19 protein-coding genes and 7 tRNA genes are annotated in these 17,054 nt (G+C 72.2%); 10 read left to right on the top strand and 16 right to left on the bottom strand.

All coding sequences use genetic code 11. The annotated features are described in order from the left end of the window. Positions 1-2: 2 nt before the first annotated feature. Positions 3-1,262, bottom strand: coding sequence for a hypothetical protein (locus OG452_RS29760; protein WP_327298637.1), 1,260 nt, complete (start codon positions 1,260-1,262; stop codon positions 3-5). After that, the gene (locus OG452_RS29755) at positions 1,262-1,828 is read right to left on the bottom strand and encodes a DUF4365 domain-containing protein (protein WP_327298636.1); all 567 of its coding nucleotides are present in this window, start codon (positions 1,826-1,828) and stop codon (positions 1,262-1,264) included. The genes OG452_RS29760 and OG452_RS29755 overlap by 1 nt, the downstream gene beginning before the upstream one ends. Positions 1,829-2,010: 182 nt before the next feature. Here OG452_RS29755 and OG452_RS29750 point away from each other — a divergent pair, with 182 nt between their 5' ends. Continuing rightward, positions 2,011-2,736, top strand: a complete 726-nt coding sequence (locus OG452_RS29750) for a 3'-5' exonuclease (RefSeq protein WP_327298635.1) — start codon at positions 2,011-2,013, stop codon at positions 2,734-2,736. An 83-nt stretch (positions 2,737-2,819) separates the two neighbouring features. Here the strand turns inward: OG452_RS29750 and OG452_RS29745 are convergent. The 3 genes from OG452_RS29745 to OG452_RS29735 form a co-directional block, all read right to left on the bottom strand. Continuing rightward, positions 2,820-2,891 (bottom strand) — tRNA-Val (locus OG452_RS29745). 132 nt (positions 2,892-3,023) lie between these two features. After that, positions 3,024-3,095 (bottom strand) — tRNA-Val (locus OG452_RS29740). A 72-nt stretch (positions 3,096-3,167) separates the two neighbouring features. After that, entirely contained in the window at positions 3,168-3,632 is a 465-nt protein-coding gene (locus OG452_RS29735; RefSeq protein WP_327298634.1) for a TIGR02611 family protein, read from the bottom strand. A 211-nt stretch (positions 3,633-3,843) separates the two neighbouring features. Here OG452_RS29735 and OG452_RS29730 point away from each other — a divergent pair, with 211 nt between their 5' ends. Then, positions 3,844-4,257, top strand: coding sequence for an SsgA family sporulation/cell division regulator (locus tag OG452_RS29730; RefSeq protein ID WP_003959770.1), 414 nt, complete (start codon positions 3,844-3,846; stop codon positions 4,255-4,257). Positions 4,258-4,451: 194 nt separating this feature from the next. Beyond that, positions 4,452-5,009 (top strand): CGNR zinc finger domain-containing protein, encoded by a 558-nt coding sequence (locus tag OG452_RS29725; protein WP_327298633.1) that lies wholly within the window; start codon positions 4,452-4,454, stop codon positions 5,007-5,009. A gap of 9 nt (positions 5,010-5,018) precedes the next feature. On the opposite strand, the gene OG452_RS29720 is transcribed toward OG452_RS29725, so the two are convergent. From OG452_RS29720 to OG452_RS29710, 3 genes are all read right to left on the bottom strand, one after another. Further along, positions 5,019-5,177 carry a hypothetical protein gene (locus OG452_RS29720; protein ID WP_266858889.1) on the bottom strand — a complete coding sequence of 53 codons (159 nt, stop codon included), beginning with the start codon at positions 5,175-5,177 and terminating at the stop codon, positions 5,019-5,021. 115 nt (positions 5,178-5,292) lie between these two features. Then, entirely contained in the window at positions 5,293-6,306 is a 1,014-nt protein-coding gene (locus OG452_RS29715) for a LacI family DNA-binding transcriptional regulator (RefSeq protein WP_327298632.1), read from the bottom strand. Between the two features lie 157 nt (positions 6,307-6,463). After that, positions 6,464-6,952 carry a hypothetical protein gene (locus OG452_RS29710; protein WP_327298631.1) on the bottom strand — a complete coding sequence of 163 codons (489 nt, stop codon included), beginning with the start codon at positions 6,950-6,952 and terminating at the stop codon, positions 6,464-6,466. A 154-nt stretch (positions 6,953-7,106) separates the two neighbouring features. Here OG452_RS29710 and OG452_RS29705 point away from each other — a divergent pair, with 154 nt between their 5' ends. Beyond that, a complete protein-coding gene (locus OG452_RS29705) occupies positions 7,107-7,622 on the top strand; it encodes a DsbA family protein (RefSeq protein WP_327298630.1) in 516 nt (171 codons plus the stop codon). Positions 7,623-7,685: 63 nt separating this feature from the next. On the opposite strand, the gene OG452_RS29700 is transcribed toward OG452_RS29705, so the two are convergent. The 3 genes from OG452_RS29700 to OG452_RS29690 all read right to left on the bottom strand — a co-directional run bounded on the left by OG452_RS29700 (position 7,686) and on the right by OG452_RS29690 (position 10,471). Further along, positions 7,686-8,525 carry a GNAT family N-acetyltransferase gene (locus OG452_RS29700; RefSeq protein WP_327298629.1) on the bottom strand — a complete coding sequence of 280 codons (840 nt, stop codon included), beginning with the start codon at positions 8,523-8,525 and terminating at the stop codon, positions 7,686-7,688. A gap of 69 nt (positions 8,526-8,594) precedes the next feature. Continuing rightward, entirely contained in the window at positions 8,595-9,416 is an 822-nt protein-coding gene (locus OG452_RS29695) for an aminotransferase class IV (protein WP_327298628.1), read from the bottom strand. Next, positions 9,413-10,471 (bottom strand): chorismate-binding protein, encoded by a 1,059-nt coding sequence (locus tag OG452_RS29690; protein ID WP_327298627.1) that lies wholly within the window; start codon positions 10,469-10,471, stop codon positions 9,413-9,415. The genes OG452_RS29695 and OG452_RS29690 overlap by 4 nt, the downstream gene beginning before the upstream one ends. A 146-nt stretch (positions 10,472-10,617) precedes the next feature. Here OG452_RS29690 and OG452_RS29685 point away from each other — a divergent pair. From OG452_RS29685 to OG452_RS29665, 5 genes are all read left to right on the top strand, one after another. Beyond that, positions 10,618-10,690: transfer RNA gene (locus OG452_RS29685), tRNA-Gly, on the top strand. Between the two features lie 38 nt (positions 10,691-10,728). Continuing rightward, positions 10,729-10,802, top strand: a tRNA-Cys gene (locus OG452_RS29680). A gap of 1 nt (position 10,803) precedes the next feature. Continuing rightward, positions 10,804-10,875 (top strand) — tRNA-Val (locus OG452_RS29675). Positions 10,876-10,907: 32 nt separating this feature from the next. After that, positions 10,908-10,979: transfer RNA gene (locus OG452_RS29670), tRNA-Val, on the top strand. A gap of 61 nt (positions 10,980-11,040) precedes the next feature. After that, positions 11,041-11,112, top strand: a tRNA-Val gene (locus OG452_RS29665). A 69-nt stretch (positions 11,113-11,181) separates the two neighbouring features. Here the strand turns inward: OG452_RS29665 and OG452_RS29660 are convergent. The 3 genes from OG452_RS29660 to OG452_RS29650 all read right to left on the bottom strand — a co-directional run bounded on the left by OG452_RS29660 (position 11,182) and on the right by OG452_RS29650 (position 12,906). Further along, positions 11,182-11,475 carry a TFIIB-type zinc ribbon-containing protein gene (locus OG452_RS29660; protein ID WP_327298626.1) on the bottom strand — a complete coding sequence of 98 codons (294 nt, stop codon included), beginning with the start codon at positions 11,473-11,475 and terminating at the stop codon, positions 11,182-11,184. Positions 11,476-11,513: 38 nt separating this feature from the next. Then, positions 11,514-12,488, bottom strand: a complete 975-nt coding sequence (locus OG452_RS29655) for a phosphotransferase family protein (protein WP_327298625.1) — start codon at positions 12,486-12,488, stop codon at positions 11,514-11,516. A gap of 211 nt (positions 12,489-12,699) precedes the next feature. Beyond that, positions 12,700-12,906, bottom strand: coding sequence for a hypothetical protein (locus tag OG452_RS29650; protein WP_327298624.1), 207 nt, complete (start codon positions 12,904-12,906; stop codon positions 12,700-12,702). Positions 12,907-13,562: 656 nt separating this feature from the next. Between OG452_RS29650 and OG452_RS29645 the strand changes: the two genes are divergently transcribed. After that, positions 13,563-14,771 (top strand): serine/threonine-protein kinase, encoded by a 1,209-nt coding sequence (locus OG452_RS29645; protein WP_327299826.1) that lies wholly within the window; start codon positions 13,563-13,565, stop codon positions 14,769-14,771. A gap of 52 nt (positions 14,772-14,823) precedes the next feature. Here the strand turns inward: OG452_RS29645 and OG452_RS29640 are convergent, their stop codons facing one another. Continuing rightward, positions 14,824-15,642 (bottom strand): TrmH family RNA methyltransferase, encoded by an 819-nt coding sequence (locus tag OG452_RS29640; RefSeq protein WP_327298623.1) that lies wholly within the window; start codon positions 15,640-15,642, stop codon positions 14,824-14,826. Positions 15,643-15,696: 54 nt separating this feature from the next. Then, positions 15,697-16,935 (bottom strand): uroporphyrinogen-III C-methyltransferase, encoded by a 1,239-nt coding sequence (cobA, locus tag OG452_RS29635; RefSeq protein ID WP_327298622.1) that lies wholly within the window; start codon positions 16,933-16,935, stop codon positions 15,697-15,699. Positions 16,936-17,054 lie beyond the last annotated feature (119 nt).

The following is a 17,054-nucleotide window of genomic DNA, read 5'->3' as shown; positions in this document are numbered from 1 at the left end:
GGTTAAGCGTCCTCGCTCCCGTCGCCCTCCGCGCCCTGCGCCCGCTCCCCCGCACAGGCCTCCTCGAAGAAGTCGAGGTTCTCCTGGAGCGCCTTCATCAGCCGGTCCCGCTCCGCCTCGTCCACCTGGACGGGGACCACCCCTTCGGCGCCGGTGAGCCGGCGGAAGCCGCTGCGGCTCTCCAGCCTGCCCTGCACCCTGACCGGCAGCCCGACCAGATGCGCGTGGCCCGCGATCCGGTACGCCTCCTCGTCGAGCACCATCCGTACGTACGGGACCTCGGCGCCGGCCAGCACCCGCAGCCGCACCGTGCCGGGACCGCCGGGCGCCGAGCGGCGCATCCGTACGACCGCGCCCGTGACCCGGACCGGCAGGGAGGGTTCCGAGTACAGATAGCGGGCGCCGGCCGCCCGCAGCGCGGGAAGGTCGCCGGGCGAGAACCCGACCGGTTCCGGCCTGGCCGCGCACCCCTCGGGCACCCCGGCCGCCGGCGCCCAGGCCAGCGCGACCGAGAACCCTTCGGTGCCCCGTACGAGCGCGACGACCGCCTCGGTCAGCTCGCGGCTCACCCCGGCGCGCACGGCGGCGTCGAACGCGTCCATCCCGCCCGTCGCCCGCTGGTAGTCCACCGCCTCCCTGGCGGCGTGGAGCGCGTGGTGCAGCCGGATCACGGCGGGCCGGCCCGGCTCCACGGGGACGAAGGCGGTGAGTCCGCGCCCGTCCGGTGCCGGCCCCGCCAGCACGCCGTCAAGCGCGGCACCGGCCTGCCTGCGGTGGCGGGCTCCGTGGTACCCGGCGCTGCGGGCCGCGGCCAGGGCGCCCGCCGTGAGCATCTGGCGTGCGGCCGAACGCAGTTGCTCCTGGACGGCCCAGGGCGCCACCCCGGCCAGGTCGTCCGCGGTCTCCCGCGACCAGCGGATCTCGTCGCTCGGGACGGCCAGCGCGACCAGCACCTCGCGGGCCGACGGCGCGGCGCAGCGGGTGAGCGCGGTGAGCGCCTCGGCCAGCAGGTCGTCGCTGTCGGGGAAGGAGCGGCTCTCGGGGACGAGGACGCTCGTACCCCGGCCGGCGGGACCGGGCGGCGTCCAGCGGGCATAGCGGCCGGCGGCTCCGCCGCGGCGGAGCCAGCCGTGCCGGCCGAGCAGTGCGCCGAGTACCGCGGGGTCGACGCGCGCGGGGTCGGGGCCCTCGCCGCCGTCCCGGACCCCCGGTCCTTCGTCCGGGTGGGAACGTACGGGTTCGTCGAGCGGGCGGTGCTGCATCAAGGTCTCCCTCCGGCCCCGACACGGGTCATGATCTCGCAGAGTGCTCGGTCGTCGAATATCCGCGAGGTCGGGATCCGCACGGTGGTCCTGTGCCGGCCCGTCACCGGGTGGCCTGCCAGGTTGGTCCAGTAACAGCAGTGCCGCAGATCGAGCCGGTCGTGACCGGCCCGCAGCCAGTCGTCCCGGGTCCGCGGCACGAGCATCACGACGAGGATCTTGTGCACCGAGACCGGCGTACGGGCGAGCTTCACGAGATGGGCGTTGTCGAGCGTGAAGGAGAAGGCCGCGCCGGGCGGATCCGGGGCGATCTGGTAGGTGCATTTCAGCTGCACCTTGATCGTCACTTCGTCGTCCACGGTGTGGTCCGGAGCTCCGTGGCTCACATGCCAGTCGATCCCGTTGTCCGGGAAGGGCTGGGACAGCGAACATCCCGAAGCGGCCGCGACCGCGTGCAGATATCCCACCTGAAAGGTCTCCATACAGGCGGTGGTGGCGAGCGAACCGCGCAGCAGCGCGAGCCGCTCGGGCACCAGGGGGCCCCGTTCGGGCTGCGTGAGCGCCATGGCTGTGGTGTGCCTTCCGGACTGTGCCGATACCGGGCCGGTCCATTTCCGGCGACGAGCCGTCAATGTCCGCGCCCGTCACCTGTGTTGTCTCCGGTCGGCGTATGTCGCAAACAGCCGGGTATCACCGAATCGGGCGGATGTCGCACGCCATCTGCCAAGTGAGTGCGAGGAGTTGGGACATGCCGTGCTGGTTCGAAGGACCCCTGGCAGCTTTTGACACCGAGACGACGGGCGTGGACGTCGAGGACGACCGCATCGTGTCCGCCGCACTGGTCGTGCAGGACACCGCGGGAGGGCGGCCGCGCACCACCCGCTGGCTGGTGAATCCGGGCATCCCGGTGCCCGCGGGCGCCACCGAGATCCATGGTCTGACCGATCTCCATCTGCAGCGCAACGGCCGCTGGCCGTCGCCCGTGGTGGCGGAGATAGCCAGGGCGCTGGCCGAGCAGTGTGCGGCGGGCCGTCCACTGGTGGTCATGAACGCACCCTTCGATCTGACCCTGCTCGACCGGGAGTTGAGACGCCACCGCGCCTCGTCGCTCGGCCGGTACCTCGGGGAGTCGCCGCTGCGGGTGCTGGACCCGCGCGTCCTGGACAAACACCTGGACCGCTACCGCAAGGGCCACCGCACGCTGACGGATCTCTGCGAGCAGTACGAGGTACGACTGGACGGCGCCCATGACGCGGCCGCGGACGCACTGGCCTCACTGGAGCTCGTACGGGCGATAGGGCGCCGGTTCGCGGGGCGGCTGGAGCGGCTGACACCCGGTGAGCTGCACACGCTGCAGACGACCTGGCACGCGGCGCAGGCGCGCGGACTGCAGGCCTGGTTCGCCCGGCAGGGCACACCGGAGGCCGTGGATCCGTCGTGGCCGCTGCGGACCGAACTGTCCGTGGTGGCCTGACCGTCGGCACGGAAAAGAACCGGCATACGGCATGTGCGGCAAACAGAAAGGCCGGTCCGCGGTGGCGGACCGGCCTGACCCGGTGGGCGATACTGGGTTCGAACCAGTGACCTCTTCGGTGTGAACGAAGCGCTCTCCCACTGAGCTAATCGCCCGGGAACGGACTGAACCATACAGGGCCCGCCGGTCCTGGTTCAAACTCTTACGGCGGGGGCGGAACCGGCCGTCACTGTGGAACGCCGATGGCCCGGAGGCTGGAAAGCCTCCGGGCCATCGGAACCGGACGGTGGGCGATACTGGGTTCGAACCAGTGACCTCTTCGGTGTGAACGAAGCGCTCTCCCACTGAGCTAATCGCCCGGGCGCAGGGAAAACATTACCGCATGGCCCGGGCCGTTCCGGACCACCCCGGAGCCACTCGTGGATCTTGGATCACTCGTGGATCTTCCACGGCATCACGAGCCCGAACCGCCCGACGTAGATCGCGAGCAGCACGGCCACGATCACCAGCCCGGCCGTGAACAGGATCAGATTCCGGCGCCGGGCCCGGGGGTCGAGTGCCTTGCGCGCCGCTTCGGCCACCTTCCGCCTGGTCCAGCGGAGCACCAGCTGCGCCCAGACGAACTCGGTCGCCCAGACCGCCATGCCACCGAAGATCACCAGCCAGCCGGGCCCCGGCAGCGGCAGCATGACGACGCCCGCGGCCACCACGGTGAGGCCCGCGAGGAAGACGCCCGCCTGCCAGCTCAGACGCAGCGCCCTGGACTTCCTGACGAAGGCCGGGGCCCGGGACCCGGGTACGCGCCCCGAGGACGCGTCCGCGCCGCTCACGCCCGTCCCGCCGCCCGGGGATGCCACCGCGGCACCTCCACTCCGTCCGTCACTCTCCGTATTCATGCACTCCAACCTACTGGACCGGCCGGCCCGGGAGCCGTCACGCGGAGCGTCACCCGTTTGCCGTAACCGTACAAACTCATACTCCGCCGTACAGGCGACCTTAAGAGCCACAAATCGGTCAGAGGGGTTTACAACGGCACCGTAGGTGGCATGTCGATTTCGCCGACGTGCGAATCCCCGAGCGCACACTGAGCGAAAGGCCCTGGCGCTTATGAACACCACGGTCAGCTGCGAGCTGCACCTGCGCCTCGTTGTGTCGAGCGAGTCATCACTGCCTGTACCCGCGGGCCTGCGGTATGACACGGCCGATCCGTATGCCGTGCATGCCACCTTCCACACCGGAGCCGAGGAGACCGTGGAGTGGGTTTTCGCCCGCGATCTCCTCGCAGAGGGTCTGCACAGGCCCACCGGCACCGGCGACGTCCGAGTCTGGCCGTCGCGCAGTCACGGCCAGGGCGTGGTCTGTATCGCCCTGAGCTCCCCGGAAGGAGAAGCGCTGCTCGAAGCCCCTGCGAGGGCTCTGGAGTCGTTCCTCAAGCGGACCGACGCCGCCGTGCCACCCGGTACGGAACACCGTCACTTCGACCTCGACACCGAGCTCTCGCACATTCTGGCCGAAAGCTGAGCCAGGCCGCGAGAGGCCCGGCGCCGTCCGACTCGGGGCGACGGCACCGCGCAGACAACGACATACGCCAGAAGCCGGGCGCCGTCCCCGCGGAATCCACCGCGGGGACGGCGCCCCGGTGCGTCCGGGAGGGGAGCGGCTAGAGTCGGCGAGCATCGGCGGGCGCCGGCCCGTCGCAGGCCAGGGAGTGCATCGTGCTGATCCCCCACGACACCCGGATCGCCCTCAACGTGGTGGTCGGTCTGGTGAACACCACGCCGGAGGGTTCGGACGCCGACCCGCTCGCCGACATCGAGGGGCTGTACGCCTTCGTGCGCGACTACGACGTGAGCGGCGTGGGGAAGCTCGGCGAGGACGACCGGCAGGCCGTGATCGGGGTACGCCGGCAGTTCGCCGAGGTGTTCGCCGCCCCGGGGTCCCGCGCAGCGGCGGCGCTCGTCAACCGGCTCGTCGCGTCCGCGGGCACGACTCCGCAGCTCACCGACCACGACGGTTACGACTGGCATGTGCACTACTTCGCCCCCGGCGCCTCGGTCGCCGACCACCTGGCGGCCGACGGCGGGATGGCGCTCGCCTTCATCGTCGTCGCGGGCGAGCAGGAGCGGCTGCGCCGCTGCGAGGCACCGGACTGCGGACACGCCTTCGTCGATCTCTCGCGCAACCGCTCCCGCCGGTACTGCGACAGCCGCACCTGCGGCAACCGCCTGCATGTCGCCGCCTACCGCGCCAGACGGAAGGCGGCCGCGGGCTGACGTCGGCCCTCACAGCAGGAACAGGTCGTGCACGGCCGCCATGAGCAGCAGACAGCAGATCACCCCGAGGAAGATCATCAGGGGCGGCTGGGAGAGCGCGAAGAGGCAGCCACGCGGCTCGGGGGCAGGGGTGGGGACGGCGACATCGTCCCGGCAGGTATCCGGCATCTCGGGCCGATGATGACGCAGTGGAGCCGTTTTCGCCGGTCAACACGCATATGGCGGTGGCCGGTCCGCTGGATCCCGTGACAGCCCGTCCGGCTGTCCGTGCGCCGGCCGGACGTCAGTGCGGCGGAATGCTGGACGCCCGGACGACGAGCTCGGGCTGGAGCATGACACCGCGGTGCAGATGCTCTGCGTCGCCCGCGTACCCGGCCTCCTCCAGGAGGAGTTCGGCCGCCATCCGCCCCATCAGCACCGCCGGCTGACGTACCGAGGTCAGCGGTACGGCGGCCGCCGCCGCGAACTCGATGTCGTCGTAGCCGACGATGGCCATGTCCTGCGGCACCTTGACGCCCGCGGCGTACAGCGACTGGAGCACGCCGAGCGCCAGCAGGTCGTTCACGCAGAAGACGGCGGTCGGCCGTGGCACAAGACCGACCAGACGGGCGCCGGCGTCCCGGCCCGCCGCCACGTCGAGCCGGCCCGTGGAGATCTCCACGAGGGCCTCGGGCGGCAGTCCTGCCTCCTGGAGCGCGGCCAGCGCGCCCTTCCTGCGGTCCTGGATCTGGCGCAGTTCCGGCGGCCCGGTGACGAACGCGATCGACCGGTGCCCCGCGGCGACGAGATGGCCCACGGCCAGGGCGCCGCCCTGGACATCGTCGACCGAAACCGCGCAGGAGGCAGCGCCGGACGCCACCCGGTCGACCAGGACGGAGGGGATACCGTGCCGGCCGAAGTCCTCCAGGCTCTTCCCGGTGGGGTCGGCCGGGGTGACCAGCACGCCCAGCACCCGCTGCTCGGCGAAGAGCGAGAGGTAGGCGGCTTCCTCCGCCGCGCTCTGGTCGCTGTTGCAGACCATGACTCCGAGCCCGGCACTGCGGGCGGCCCGTTCGGCCCCGCGGGCGATGTCCACGAAGAAGGGGTTGCCCATGTCGAGCACGAGCAGCGCCACGATCCGGCTGCTGCCGGCCCTCAGCTGTCTGGCCGACTCGCTCCGTACATAGCCGAGTTCAGCGATGGCCGCCTGCACCCGGGCGCGGGTCTCCGGCGAGACGGAGGCCGGCCGGTTGATGACGTTGGACACGGTGCCGACCGAGACGCCCGCACGTCCGGCCACGTCCTTGATGCCTGCCACGTCTGTCCCACCTGCTGTAACTGGCTGTGCCCGGGCCGGCCCCGGGTGATCTCCGGCTGCCCGCGCGGAGTGCCCTCATCGTACGGTCGCGCCCCATCCGGGCGGGACCGGCGGGCCCGTCCCGTACCCGGCCTGGTCAGGTGCCGTGGTCCTGCGGTCAGATGCCGTGCTTCTTGAGGATCTCCTCGATGTCGGAGAAGTCCTCGGTGGGTGCGGCGGTCTTGGGTGCGGGGGCCTTGGGCGCGGTCTCCTCGGCCTGCGGCGCGGGCCGCGCGGCGGCCCGCTGCTGCGCTCCGGCACGGCCCGGCAGCGAGGGCGCCGGGGCCGCGGGAGCGACCGCGTCCGCCTCGGCCGCCCTGGCGGCCGCCCTGCGTTCCTTGCGGGTGCCGCCGGAGCGGCGCTCGACAGCCCTGGTGGTCATGAACAGCAGCCAGGCGACCGCGAGCATCGCGAAGCCGAGCCAGACCGACGGCTTGAACACGATGTCGGCCACCCAGCCGACGACCCCCGTCAGCACCAGTCCCACCGGGACCAGCGAGTACGCCAAAATGCGGGTCGCCGACAGAAATCGCTTGCGGTACGCAGTGATCGCGGCGATGCCCAGCCCCGCCGCGGACACCGCGGAACAGACGGTCTCGGCAATCATCCGGTCTCCTCCAGCCATGGGTTCGCTTCCCTCCATCCTGCACCGGAGTGGGGCGCGCGGGCCACGTCCCGGTCCGACTTCAGGGACATCTCGGGGGCGGATCCTCCTCAGGTCCCGGTTGGGCCGTACCGCGTACGGCTGGGAGACTGGCGCCATGAGTGACTCCTCCCCCTCCCGCCGCGTCGTCCTGGACGTCTGGTGCGAGCTCCAGTGCCCCGACTGCCACAGCGCCCTGGACGACGTACGCGCGCTGCGGGCCCGCTACGGCGACCGTCTCGACCTGCGGCTGCGCCACTTTCCGCTGGAGAAGCACCGGCACGCCTACGCGGCGGCCCAGGCGGCGGAGGAGGCGTTCGAGCAGGGGCAGGGCTGGCCGTACACGGAGGCCGTGCTCGCCCGCACCGGGGAGCTGGCCTCCCGGGGCGAGCCGGTCCTGCTGGAGGCGGCCGGTGAACTCGGCCTGGACACCGATGAGTTCGACACGGTGCTGATCGACGGCCGGCACATGCTGACCGTCGACGCCGACCATGCCGAGGGCAAGGCGATCGGCGTCACCGGCACCCCGACCTATGTCATCGGCGGCGAACGGCTGGACGGCGGCAATAGCCAGAAAGGTCTGCGCGAGCGGATCGAGGAGATCGCCGACCGGCTGCTCGCCGCCGGAGCCTGATCCGTCTTCCGCCGGAAGTGCGGCCATCGCGGAGCCTCCTCCCCTCGCGGGAAGGGTCGAAGGTCAGAGCAGCGGCTTGGTGGAGAAGCGAACGGACTCCCGGTAGCCGAGTGACGCGTAGAGCCGGACCGCCGGAGTGTTCGCCGCGAACACGTTCAGCTTGATCAGCCGCGTCCCGGCCGCCAGCGCCTCGCGCTCGGCGAGCAGCATCAGCGAACGGCCGTGGCCCCGCCCGCGGTGCTCCTCGGCGACCTCGACGTCGAAGACGAAGGCGCCGCGGCGGCCGGGGTCCAGTTCGGTCTCGGCGATCCAGACGTACCCGACCACCCGGCCGCCCTCGACCAGCACATCGATGGCGACGCCGGCGGTCGCCAGGCCGTCTGGAAGGTTCTCCCGGTGTTCGGCCTCGGACTTGGCGCGTGCCCGGGCCTCCGGCATTCCCCGGTCGGTCCAGGACCGGGCGTAGCCGTCGACGGCCCTGGTCAGCCAAGCCGGGAACTCGTCCTCGCGCATCCGGCGGCCCTCCACCCCGGCGGGCAGTTCCGGCGGCTGCTGGGGCAGTTCCTTCAGCAGGTGGCTGTTGAGCAGGGTGTAGCCGAGCGCGTCGGCCAGCCGCAGCGCGGCCGTGGCGTCGGCAGGTACGCCGATCCGCACCCGGTCGCACCCCCAGCCGCGCAGCACCTCCTCGGCGGCGAGGGCGGCCACGGCGCCCCGGCCGCGCCCCCGGTCGGGCTCGTCGATCCGCAGCCCGTCGATCACGCCGCCTGCGGGCCCGAACGCGGGGTCCGTACGCAGGTCGACGGCGCCCACCGGGCGGCTGTTCACGCAGACCTCGTAGGAGCGTGCCCTGGCGCCTTCGGCGCCCTGCTGAAGCGGCCCGGTCGGCCGCAGAGTGGTGGTCATCAGGGGAGTTGTACCCGCCCTGCGGCCCCACGTCATCACAGTTCGCGGATGTACGGCCCGACGTACGGCTCAGGGATCCAGCCGCTCCGCCGTGCGCTCGTCCCAGATCCGCATGGCCTTCGAGGTCACCGGGCCCGGCGCGTCGGCCAGTTGGCGTCCGTCGATCCGGTGGACGGCCTGCACATCACGGAGCGTCGAGGTCAGGAAGATCTCGTCGGCCCGCTCCAGGACGTCCAGCGGCAGCTCGCTCTCCCGGGCTCCGGTCCACTCGACGGCCAGCGCACGCGTGATGCCTGCCAGACAGCCGGAGGTGAGCGGCGGCGTGTGCAGTTCGCCGTCGACCACGACGAAGACATTGGAGCCGGTCCCCTCGCACAGCGCGCCCGTGGTGTTGGCGAACAGCGCCTCGGTGGCGCCCTGTTCATGGGCCCGCGCGAGCGCGACGACGTTCTCCGCGTACGAGGTGGTCTTCAGCCCGGCCACCGCACTGCGTTCGTTGCGTGTCCAGGGGACGGTGACCGCGGCGGTGGTGTCGGGGCGGCGCTTGGTCCCGCCGAGTGCGACGACCAGGGTCGGGCCCGCGTCGCCGCGGTCGGAACCGAGCGGCGAGAGCCCTCCGGTGTACGTGATCCGCAGCCGGCCCAGGGGCATCGGGTTGGCGTCGAGCACGGCCGTACAGGCGCGGCGCACCTCGTCCTGATCGGGATCGGGCAGGCCGAGTCCGCGGGCGGAGCGGGTCAGCCGGTCCAGGTGCCGGGTGAGCGCGAACGTGCGGCCCCCGGTCGCCTTCACCGTTTCGAAGATGCCGTCGCCCACGGTCAGCCCGTGGTCGAGGACGGAGACCAGCGCGGTGTCCGCGTCCCGCAGCCCGCCGTTGACCCAGATCTTCATGGAGTGGTCCTTCCGATCGTCTCGTTCGTCCCGGACGCTATCGCGAGCAGCCGGCCGGCCTTGAGTTCTGTCTCGTCCCACTCGCCTTCCGGGTCCGAGCCCCAGGTGATTCCGGCGCCGGTGCCGAAGCGCAGCACGGGGGCGGGCCCGCCGCTGCGGTCGATCCAGAACGTCCGGATGCCGACCGCCAGCTCGGCCGTGCCGCGGTCGGCGTCGACCCAGCCGATGCCTCCGCAGTACGGTCCGCGCGGCGCGCTCTCCAGCGCCTCGATGATCCGCAGCGCACTCGACTTTGGCGCCCCGGTCACCGAGCCCGGCGGGAAGGTGCCCGCCAGCAGGCGGCTCCAGCCGGTCCCTTCGGCCAGTTCCCCGCGGACCGTGGAGACGAGATGGACGAGACCGGGATGCCGCTCGACCGCGCAGAGGCGCGGCACTCCGACCGAGCCGGTGGCGCAGACCTGGCCGAGATCGTTGCGTACCAGGTCCACGATCATCACGTTCTCCGCGTGGTCCTTCTCCAGGAGGTCGGCGGCGGTCCGCCCGGTCCCCTTGATCGGGCCCGACTCGACGGTCCGTCCCGAGCGGCGCAGATACAGCTCGGGGGACGCGGTCGCGATCTCCACCCCGTGCGCGGGCAGCCTGACCGTCCCGGCGTACGGCGCGGGATTGCCCCGGGCGAGCAGAGCGGTCAGGGCGTCGATGTCGGCGGTGTCCGGACGGGGCAGCGGCGCGGTGAGCACCCGGCAGAGATTGGCCTGGTACACCTCGCCCGCGGCGATCTGCGCACGGATGTGACGGACCCCCGCCGTGTACGCGTCGTGGTCGAGCGAGGACGTCCAGTCACCGATCGCGGGCCCCTGCCACCGCCCGGGCACGGCCGCGGGCACCGGCTCCGTACGTACGTCCCCGAAGCGGGCGCAGACCAGCCCGCCCTCGAAATCCGCGACCACCGCCCAGAAGCCGGTGGAGTCCAGGGCGGCGGGGTCGCTGGTGACATCGCGCAGGTCACAGGCGACGCGGCCGCCGAAGCGGGCAAGCGGAGGAAGGCGGTGCACACCGGCGAGTCTAGGACGGGCCGCCGGAAAGCCGCTCCGGCGCGAACGCACCGCAGCACGCTGCGGAAACGCGTTTTTGTGCTGGACCGGGAATCCGCTAGAGTTCAACATGTCGCCGGGGCGCGCAAGCGCCGCGGGAATGACAAGCGGACGTAGCTCAGTTGGTAGAGCGCAACCTTGCCAAGGTTGAGGTCGCCAGTTCGAACCTGGTCGTCCGCTCGCAGGACCGGGGGATCTTCCCGAACCCCCGTACTCCTGGTGGAGTGGCCGAGAGGCGAGGCAACGGCCTGCAAAGCCGTCTACACGGGTTCAAATCCCGTCTCCACCTCCAAGGACGATTAGCTCAGCGGGAGAGCGCTTCCCTGACACGGAAGAGGTCACTGGTTCAATCCCAGTATCGTCCACTGGATCCTTGCTTCGGCCGGGTTTCCGTCCCGCGCGATTAGCTCAGCGGGAGAGCGCTTCCCTGACACGGAAGAGGTCACTGGTTCAATCCCAGTATCGCGCACGCAGTAACGTCAGAACGTTCCCGTGATTGTTCGCGGTACGAGCACCATTCGGAATGTCCCGCGCGATTAGCTCAGCGGGAGAGCGCTTCCCTGACACGGAAGAGGTCACTGGTTCAATCCCAGTATCGCGCACCGGAACAGGAACCCCCGGCCGTCTCCACGGCCGGGGGTTCTTCTGTCGGGCCGCCTCCAGCCCCCCGGTCAGGAGGAGAAGAGCATGTGCCCGAAGCCCCTGTTGTGGTGGCCGTGACGGCCGTCGTGGCGGTCGCCGCCGTAGTGGCCGCCGTGCTGCTGCGGGGCGCCCCAGACCGGCGCCTGCGGCGGGGCCGGATAGGCCTGTGGCGGCGGCTGCTGCCCCCACTGGGATTCAAGACGGGTCAGCGATTCAAGCTCCCCGTAGTCGAGGAATATCCCACGGCACCCGCTGCACTGCTCGATCTGGACGCCATTGCGGTTGTACGTGTGCATCGGGGCATGGCACTTGGGACACTGCACCGGTTCAACTCCTCGCCGTTGGATCAGGACGGCTCAGCCTACGGTGCCGCTCCCGGCGCCAACTCCGCCGGGACACCGGCGATTCGGGCGCACGAATCGAGCATCATCCGCTCGGCCTCGTCCAGCGGTCTGTTCGCCGCCGTCGACTTGGCCAGAGCGAGAGCGGCGGTCTGAACGGTCAGCGCCCGTGCGGGTACGTCCAGTTCGGGCCAGGGGTCGCCCTCCCGGCACACGGCGGAGCCGCCCGCCGCCCGGTACGCGGCGAGAAACCGCGCCCACGCGCCGGGCGCCAGCAGCCCGGCCGCGTACCAGGCCGCGGGGCGTGCCAGGTCCCAGGCGGGGTCGCCCCGACCGAGGTCGTCCACGTCGATGAGCTGCCACGGGCCGCCGTCCGCGGGGTGCCGGACGAGCTGTCCGAGGTGCAGATCGCCGTGGCAGAGGAACGAGTCGCGGGGTGCGGGCGCCTCGTCACGGGCCCAGCCGGGCAGACCGTGCCAGGCACTCAGTACGGCCTCGGCCGCGGGCCCCGGGCCTGCCTCCCGCATCCGGGCCAGGGCGCGGGCCGCCTTGGCCGGGCCCCGCATCGGGGGCAGCGGACCGGGCAGGGCCGCGGGCGGCACCGAGTGCAGCCGGGCGAGCAGGGCGGCGGCCTCCTCCCAGGGCGCCGCGTCGGGGGCACCGGGGTCGACGGGGGTGCCGCGGGGCCACAAGGTGACGGCTCCGGCCGTGTCCGTCGCCGGGCCGGTGAGCGGCGGCAGCAGGATGCCGGCCAGAAGCGGGTGTGCGGCGACAGCCACCCGTACCGCGAGGGCGGCCGGATCCGTGTCCGGGGCGTGCGCCTTGGCCACGGCGGCGCCGTGCCGTACGACGGCGCCGTCGGGGCGGTCGGTGAGGACGGTGGCCTCGCGGCCGCAGTCGGGGCAGGGTGCGTGCGGCGGGTGTCCGTCGGCGCGGGGGTGGGCGGCGCGTTCGGCGGCGGCGCCGAGCGCGCGTATCCGGGCGGTTGGGGTCACGGTCTCCCCCGTCGGTGGTTCGGTGTGCGCCGGGAGCCTACGCGGCGCTCCGCGGCGTGACGGGACCGGTAAGACCCCGGACAGCGCGATGTCCGGCCAGCTCCCCAGCTGACCGGACAAACGCTGCCGTCCGCCGCACCCCCGTCCCCACGGGGTTGTTGGCCGGATGTCCCTGGCCCCGGACCGCTCTCCCGGACCCTCGGGGCGCCGCTCAGCGCCCCAGCATCACGCCCACGGACGACGCCTGTGTGACCACTGCCTGCCAGCCTCCGAAGACGAACATCAGCAGTGCGGCGAGGGGAAGGACCATGGCGGTCGCCACCAGCGGGTGGCGGGTACCGGAGCTGCGGACGCCGAGCACGGTGTGCGCCCTGCGTCCCTGCGTGCGGAGCACCGTCCGCGCTGCGGTGTCGGCCATGGTCCCCGTCCCTCTCCTGTCGGTTCGGCAAGCGGCGAGTACTGACCTCGGGGGACGAGTGCTGCACCCGCCGCTTGACCTCAAATCTAGGGGCGGAAAGGGTCCAGGTCGTCATGCCCGCGTACCGAATACCGGGCCTCCAGGAGGATGAGCCTCCGTACACCGGTCTACTCCCCTGGGTGGAGAACCCGGGAGTACGCCTGCGGGTCTTCCCCGAGGGGAGAGGCCGTCCGGACCCACCCGCGGAAGGCAGCCGCCTGGCCGCCCCGCCCGGCGAACCGGAGCGGGCGCGCCGCCAGCGGCTCCGGACTGCCCGCGGCCGGTGACTTCACTCACGTCCCGGGCCCCTCCGCGGTCCTCTGGCACCACCCTCGGGCCGCCCCCGGCGGGCGCCGCGGCATGGGTACGGGCGGTGTCCGCCGTACCCGTGCCCCGTACCGGCCGGCCAGCCGGAAGAGCCCAATCCCCGGTATGTGAGGGGCCTTTGAGATGTGGCCCGCGCCAAGGCGGCCGGATACGCCCCGAGCTGACCGGGCTTCATCACGGCCGGCCGGGCCGGGCAATCGGTACGAGCGAGAGGGCGCGGCCTATGAGCACACCGGCCCGCGGGTACGTAAGCTGTGCCTCGTCAGACGGACCGGGCAGCGGGGATGGACATGACGATGATGCGGCTCCGGCGCGAGGATCCGCGTGTCGTCGGCTCGTTCAGGCTCCACCGGCGGCTGGGTGCGGGCGGCATGGGGGTCGTCTACCTCGGCTCCGACCGGCGCGGGCAGCGGGTGGCGCTCAAGGTGATCCGGCCGGATCTGGCCGAGGACCAGGAGTTCCGGTCGCGGTTCGCCCGTGAGGTGTCGGCCGCACGGCGGATCAGGGGCGGGTGCACGGCCCGGCTGGTCGCCGCCGATCTGGAGGCGGACCGTCCGTGGTTCGCGACGCAGTACGTTCCCGGCCCCTCCCTGCACGACAAGGTGGCCGATGAGGGACCGCTGTCGGCGGCCGAGGTGGCCTCCATCGGGGCGGCGCTCTCCGAGGGTCTGGTGGCGGTCCACGAGGCGGGTGTCGTCCACCGCGACCTGAAGCCGTCGAACATCCTTCTCTCGCCGAAGGGCCCCCGGATCATCGACTTCGGTATCGCGTGGGCGACCGGGGCGAGCACCCTCACCCATGTCGGTACGGCGGTCGGGTCACCGGGCTTCCTCGCGCCCGAGCAGGTGCGTGGTGCCGCGGTCACCCCGGCGACGGATGTCTTCGCCCTGGGCGCCACGCTCGCGTACGCCGCGACGGCCGACTCACCTTTCGGACACGGCAGTTCCGAGGTGATGCTCTACCGGGTGGTGCACGAGGAGCCGCATCTGTACGACGTGCACGACGCCCTGGCGCCACTGGTGCGGGCCTGCCTCGCCAAGGACCCCGAGGACCGCCCCTCCACCCTCCAACTGTCCATGCGGCTCAAGGAGATCGCCGCCCGGGAGGCTCAGGGGCTCTCCGAGGGGCGTACCCCCGCGCAGCGCCGCGAGCAGGAGGCGGACCGGCCGACGGGGCGGCTCGCCGCACCCCAGACCGAGCAGCACGCCCCGCCGCGCCGCGCCGAGGGTGCACAGACACCCAGGCCGCAGGCGCCCAGGCCGCAGGCGTCACGCCCGTCGGCTCCGCACAGCGGCCCCCGGCCGGGGGCACCGCGCAACAGCACACGCTCGGGGGGCCGTACGAACGGCCGGCCCGGGGCCAGGCAGGGCAACGGACGTCCGACCACGGCCGGCCGCAGGACCGGACCGAGCCCGCGGATGATGCGGCAGCGTCTGATCGTCTTCGTCGTGGTGACGCTGATCGTCCTGCTCGGGATCGCGGCGGCGCAGCAGTTCTGAGCCGGGGCACGGTGGTCCGCCCAGGCCGTACGAGGCCGGGCTCCGGCTTACGTCAGCTCTGCGGACGGCCCGTCGCCACCGCGTAGAAGGCGACCGCGGCCGCCGCTCCCACGTTCAGCGAGTCCACGCCGTGCGCCATCGGGATCCGTACCCACTCGTCGGCGGCGACGAGCGCCTGCGTCGAGAGCCCCTCGCCCTCCGCGCCCAGCATCAACGCGACCCGGTCGACACGGTGCGGGGCGGCGTCGTTGATGTCCGACGCCTTCGCGTCGGGGGTGAGGGCGAGCAGCTCGAAACCCGCTTCCCGTACTGTCTCAAGGCCCTTGGGCCAGGATTCGAGTCGGGCATACGGCACGGCGAACACCGCGCCCATGGAGACCTTGACGGAGCGCCGGTAGAGCGGGTCGGCGCAGTCCGGCGAGAGCAGCACCGCGTCCATGCCGAGCGCCGCGGCGCTGCGGAAGATCGCGCCGATGTTGGTGTGGTCGTTGACCGACTCCATGACAACGATCTTGCGGGTCCTGCTGAGCAGTTCGTCGGAGCTCGGGAGCGGCTTGCGCTGCATGGAGGCGAGGGCGCCCCGGTGCACGTGGTAGCCGGTCACCTGTTCGGCGAGCTCGGGGCTGACGGCGTACACCGGGGCCGGGACCTCGTCGATGACGTCGCGCATGACGTCGACCCACTTGGCCGACAGGAGCATCGACCGCATCTCGTACCCGGCGAGCCTGGCCCGGCGGATGACCTTCTCACCCTCGGCGATGAAGAGGCCCTCGGCGGGTTCGCGCTTGCGCCGGAGCTCGACATCGGTCAGGCCCGTGTAGTCACGCAGACGCGGGTCGTCGGGGTCATCGACGGTGATGAGATCAGCCACAGGGTGATACTGCCTTCTCCTGGATGAGGTGCCAACGGCTGGGCACGGAAACGGTCAGGACCTGTCGTTCGCAGGTCCGACCCGGACGACGGGGCCGATGACGATGACAGCGGGCGGCCGTACACCCTCGGACCTGGCCTTCTCCCCCACCGTCGCTAGCGTGGCGTCAACCCGGCGCTGGGCGGCCGTGGTTCCTTCCTGGACGAGCGCCACGGGGGTGTCCGGGCTCTTTCCATGGGCGATCAGGGCCTCGGCGATGGCGCCGATCTTGTCGACCCCCATCAGCACGACGAGGGTGCCGCGCAGCGTGGCCAGGGCGGCCCAGTCGACCAGGGACCGCTCGTCGTCAGGGGCGACATGGCCGCTGACGACGGTGAACTCATGGGCGACACCGCGGTGGGTGACCGGGATCCCGGCCGCTCCCGGGACACTGATGGAGCTGGAGATGCCGGGCACCACCGTGCACGCGATGCCCGCGGCGGCGAGTGCCTCGGCCTCCTCCATGCCCCGGCCGAAGACGAACGGGTCACCGCCCTTGAGCCGTACGACGGCCTTACCCGCCCTGGCGTGCTCGATGAGCGCGTTGTTGATGGCTTCCTGCGCCATGAACCGGCCGTACGGGATCTTCGCGGCGTCGATGACCTCGACGTGCGGCGGCAGTTCGTCGAGCAGGTCGCGCGGGCCCAGCCGGTCGGCGATGACGACGTCGGCATCGGCGAGGAGTCGTCGTCCGCGCACCGTGATCAGGTCGGGGTCGCCGGGGCCGCCGCCGACCAGGGCGACGCCCGGGGCGCGGTCGCGGTCGCGGTTGCGCGGGGCGGCGAGTGTGCCGTCCCGCAGGCCCTCCACGATGGCGTCGCGGACTGCGGCCGACCGGCGCGGGTCGTGGCCGGTGAGGACGGCGACGGTCACGCCCTCGCTGCGGCCGGTGGCGGGCGTCCAGGCGGTGGCGGCCGCGGCGTCGTCGCTGCGTACGCACCAGATCCGGTGGCGCTCGGCCTCGGCGGACGCCACCTCGTTGGCGGCCGTGTCACCGGTCGCGATCAGTACGTACCAGGCCCCGGCCAGGTCACCGTCCGCGTAGGGGCGCCGCTCCCAGGTGATTTCGCCCGCCGACACCATCGCCTCGACGGAAGGGGTGGCGAACGGCGAGATGAGCAGGATGTCGCCGCCGGCCGCGATGAGCGAGGGGAGGCGGCGCTGTGCGACCTGCCCGCCGCCGATGACGACGACACGCCGGCCGGAGAGACGGAGGCCTACGGGGTAGGCGGGGTGATCGGCGTTCTCGGCCATGGCGTGGCTGGCTCCTCGCGCGGGGAGTGGGGCTGCGTACCGCTGCGACGGTGAAGCGGCTGGTGGGAGAGGGGTCGGCTCCCCGGGACACTGTACGGTCCTGGGTGGTCCTGACGGGG

This window comes from Streptomyces sp. NBC_01197 (assembly GCF_036010505.1).
Taxonomy (GTDB): Bacteria; Actinomycetota; Actinomycetes; order Streptomycetales; family Streptomycetaceae; genus Streptomyces.
This window is presented reverse-complemented; position numbering and strand designations above follow the sequence as displayed.

Coding starts and splice junctions, on each gene's coding strand:
- OG452_RS29760 (WP_327298637.1), bottom strand. CDS start 1,262: ATGCAGCACCGCCCGCTCGACGAACCCGTACGTTCCCACCCGGACGAA.
- OG452_RS29755 (WP_327298636.1), bottom strand. CDS start 1,828: ATGGCGCTCACGCAGCCCGAACGGGGCCCCCTGGTGCCCGAGCGGCTC.
- OG452_RS29750 (WP_327298635.1), top strand. CDS start 2,011: ATGCCGTGCTGGTTCGAAGGACCCCTGGCAGCTTTTGACACCGAGACG.
- OG452_RS29735 (WP_327298634.1), bottom strand. CDS start 3,632: ATGAATACGGAGAGTGACGGACGGAGTGGAGGTGCCGCGGTGGCATCC.
- OG452_RS29730 (WP_003959770.1), top strand. CDS start 3,844: ATGAACACCACGGTCAGCTGCGAGCTGCACCTGCGCCTCGTTGTGTCG.
- OG452_RS29720 (WP_266858889.1), bottom strand. CDS start 5,177: ATGCCGGATACCTGCCGGGACGATGTCGCCGTCCCCACCCCTGCCCCC.
- OG452_RS29710 (WP_327298631.1), bottom strand. CDS start 6,952: ATGATTGCCGAGACCGTCTGTTCCGCGGTGTCCGCGGCGGGGCTGGGC.
- OG452_RS29705 (WP_327298630.1), top strand. CDS start 7,107: ATGAGTGACTCCTCCCCCTCCCGCCGCGTCGTCCTGGACGTCTGGTGC.
- OG452_RS29700 (WP_327298629.1), bottom strand. CDS start 8,525: ATGACCACCACTCTGCGGCCGACCGGGCCGCTTCAGCAGGGCGCCGAA.
- OG452_RS29695 (WP_327298628.1), bottom strand. CDS start 9,416: ATGAAGATCTGGGTCAACGGCGGGCTGCGGGACGCGGACACCGCGCTG.
- OG452_RS29650 (WP_327298624.1), bottom strand. CDS start 12,906: ATGGCCGACACCGCAGCGCGGACGGTGCTCCGCACGCAGGGACGCAGG.
- OG452_RS29645 (WP_327299826.1), top strand. CDS start 13,563: ATGACGATGATGCGGCTCCGGCGCGAGGATCCGCGTGTCGTCGGCTCG.
- cobA (WP_327298622.1), bottom strand. CDS start 16,935: ATGGCCGAGAACGCCGATCACCCCGCCTACCCCGTAGGCCTCCGTCTC.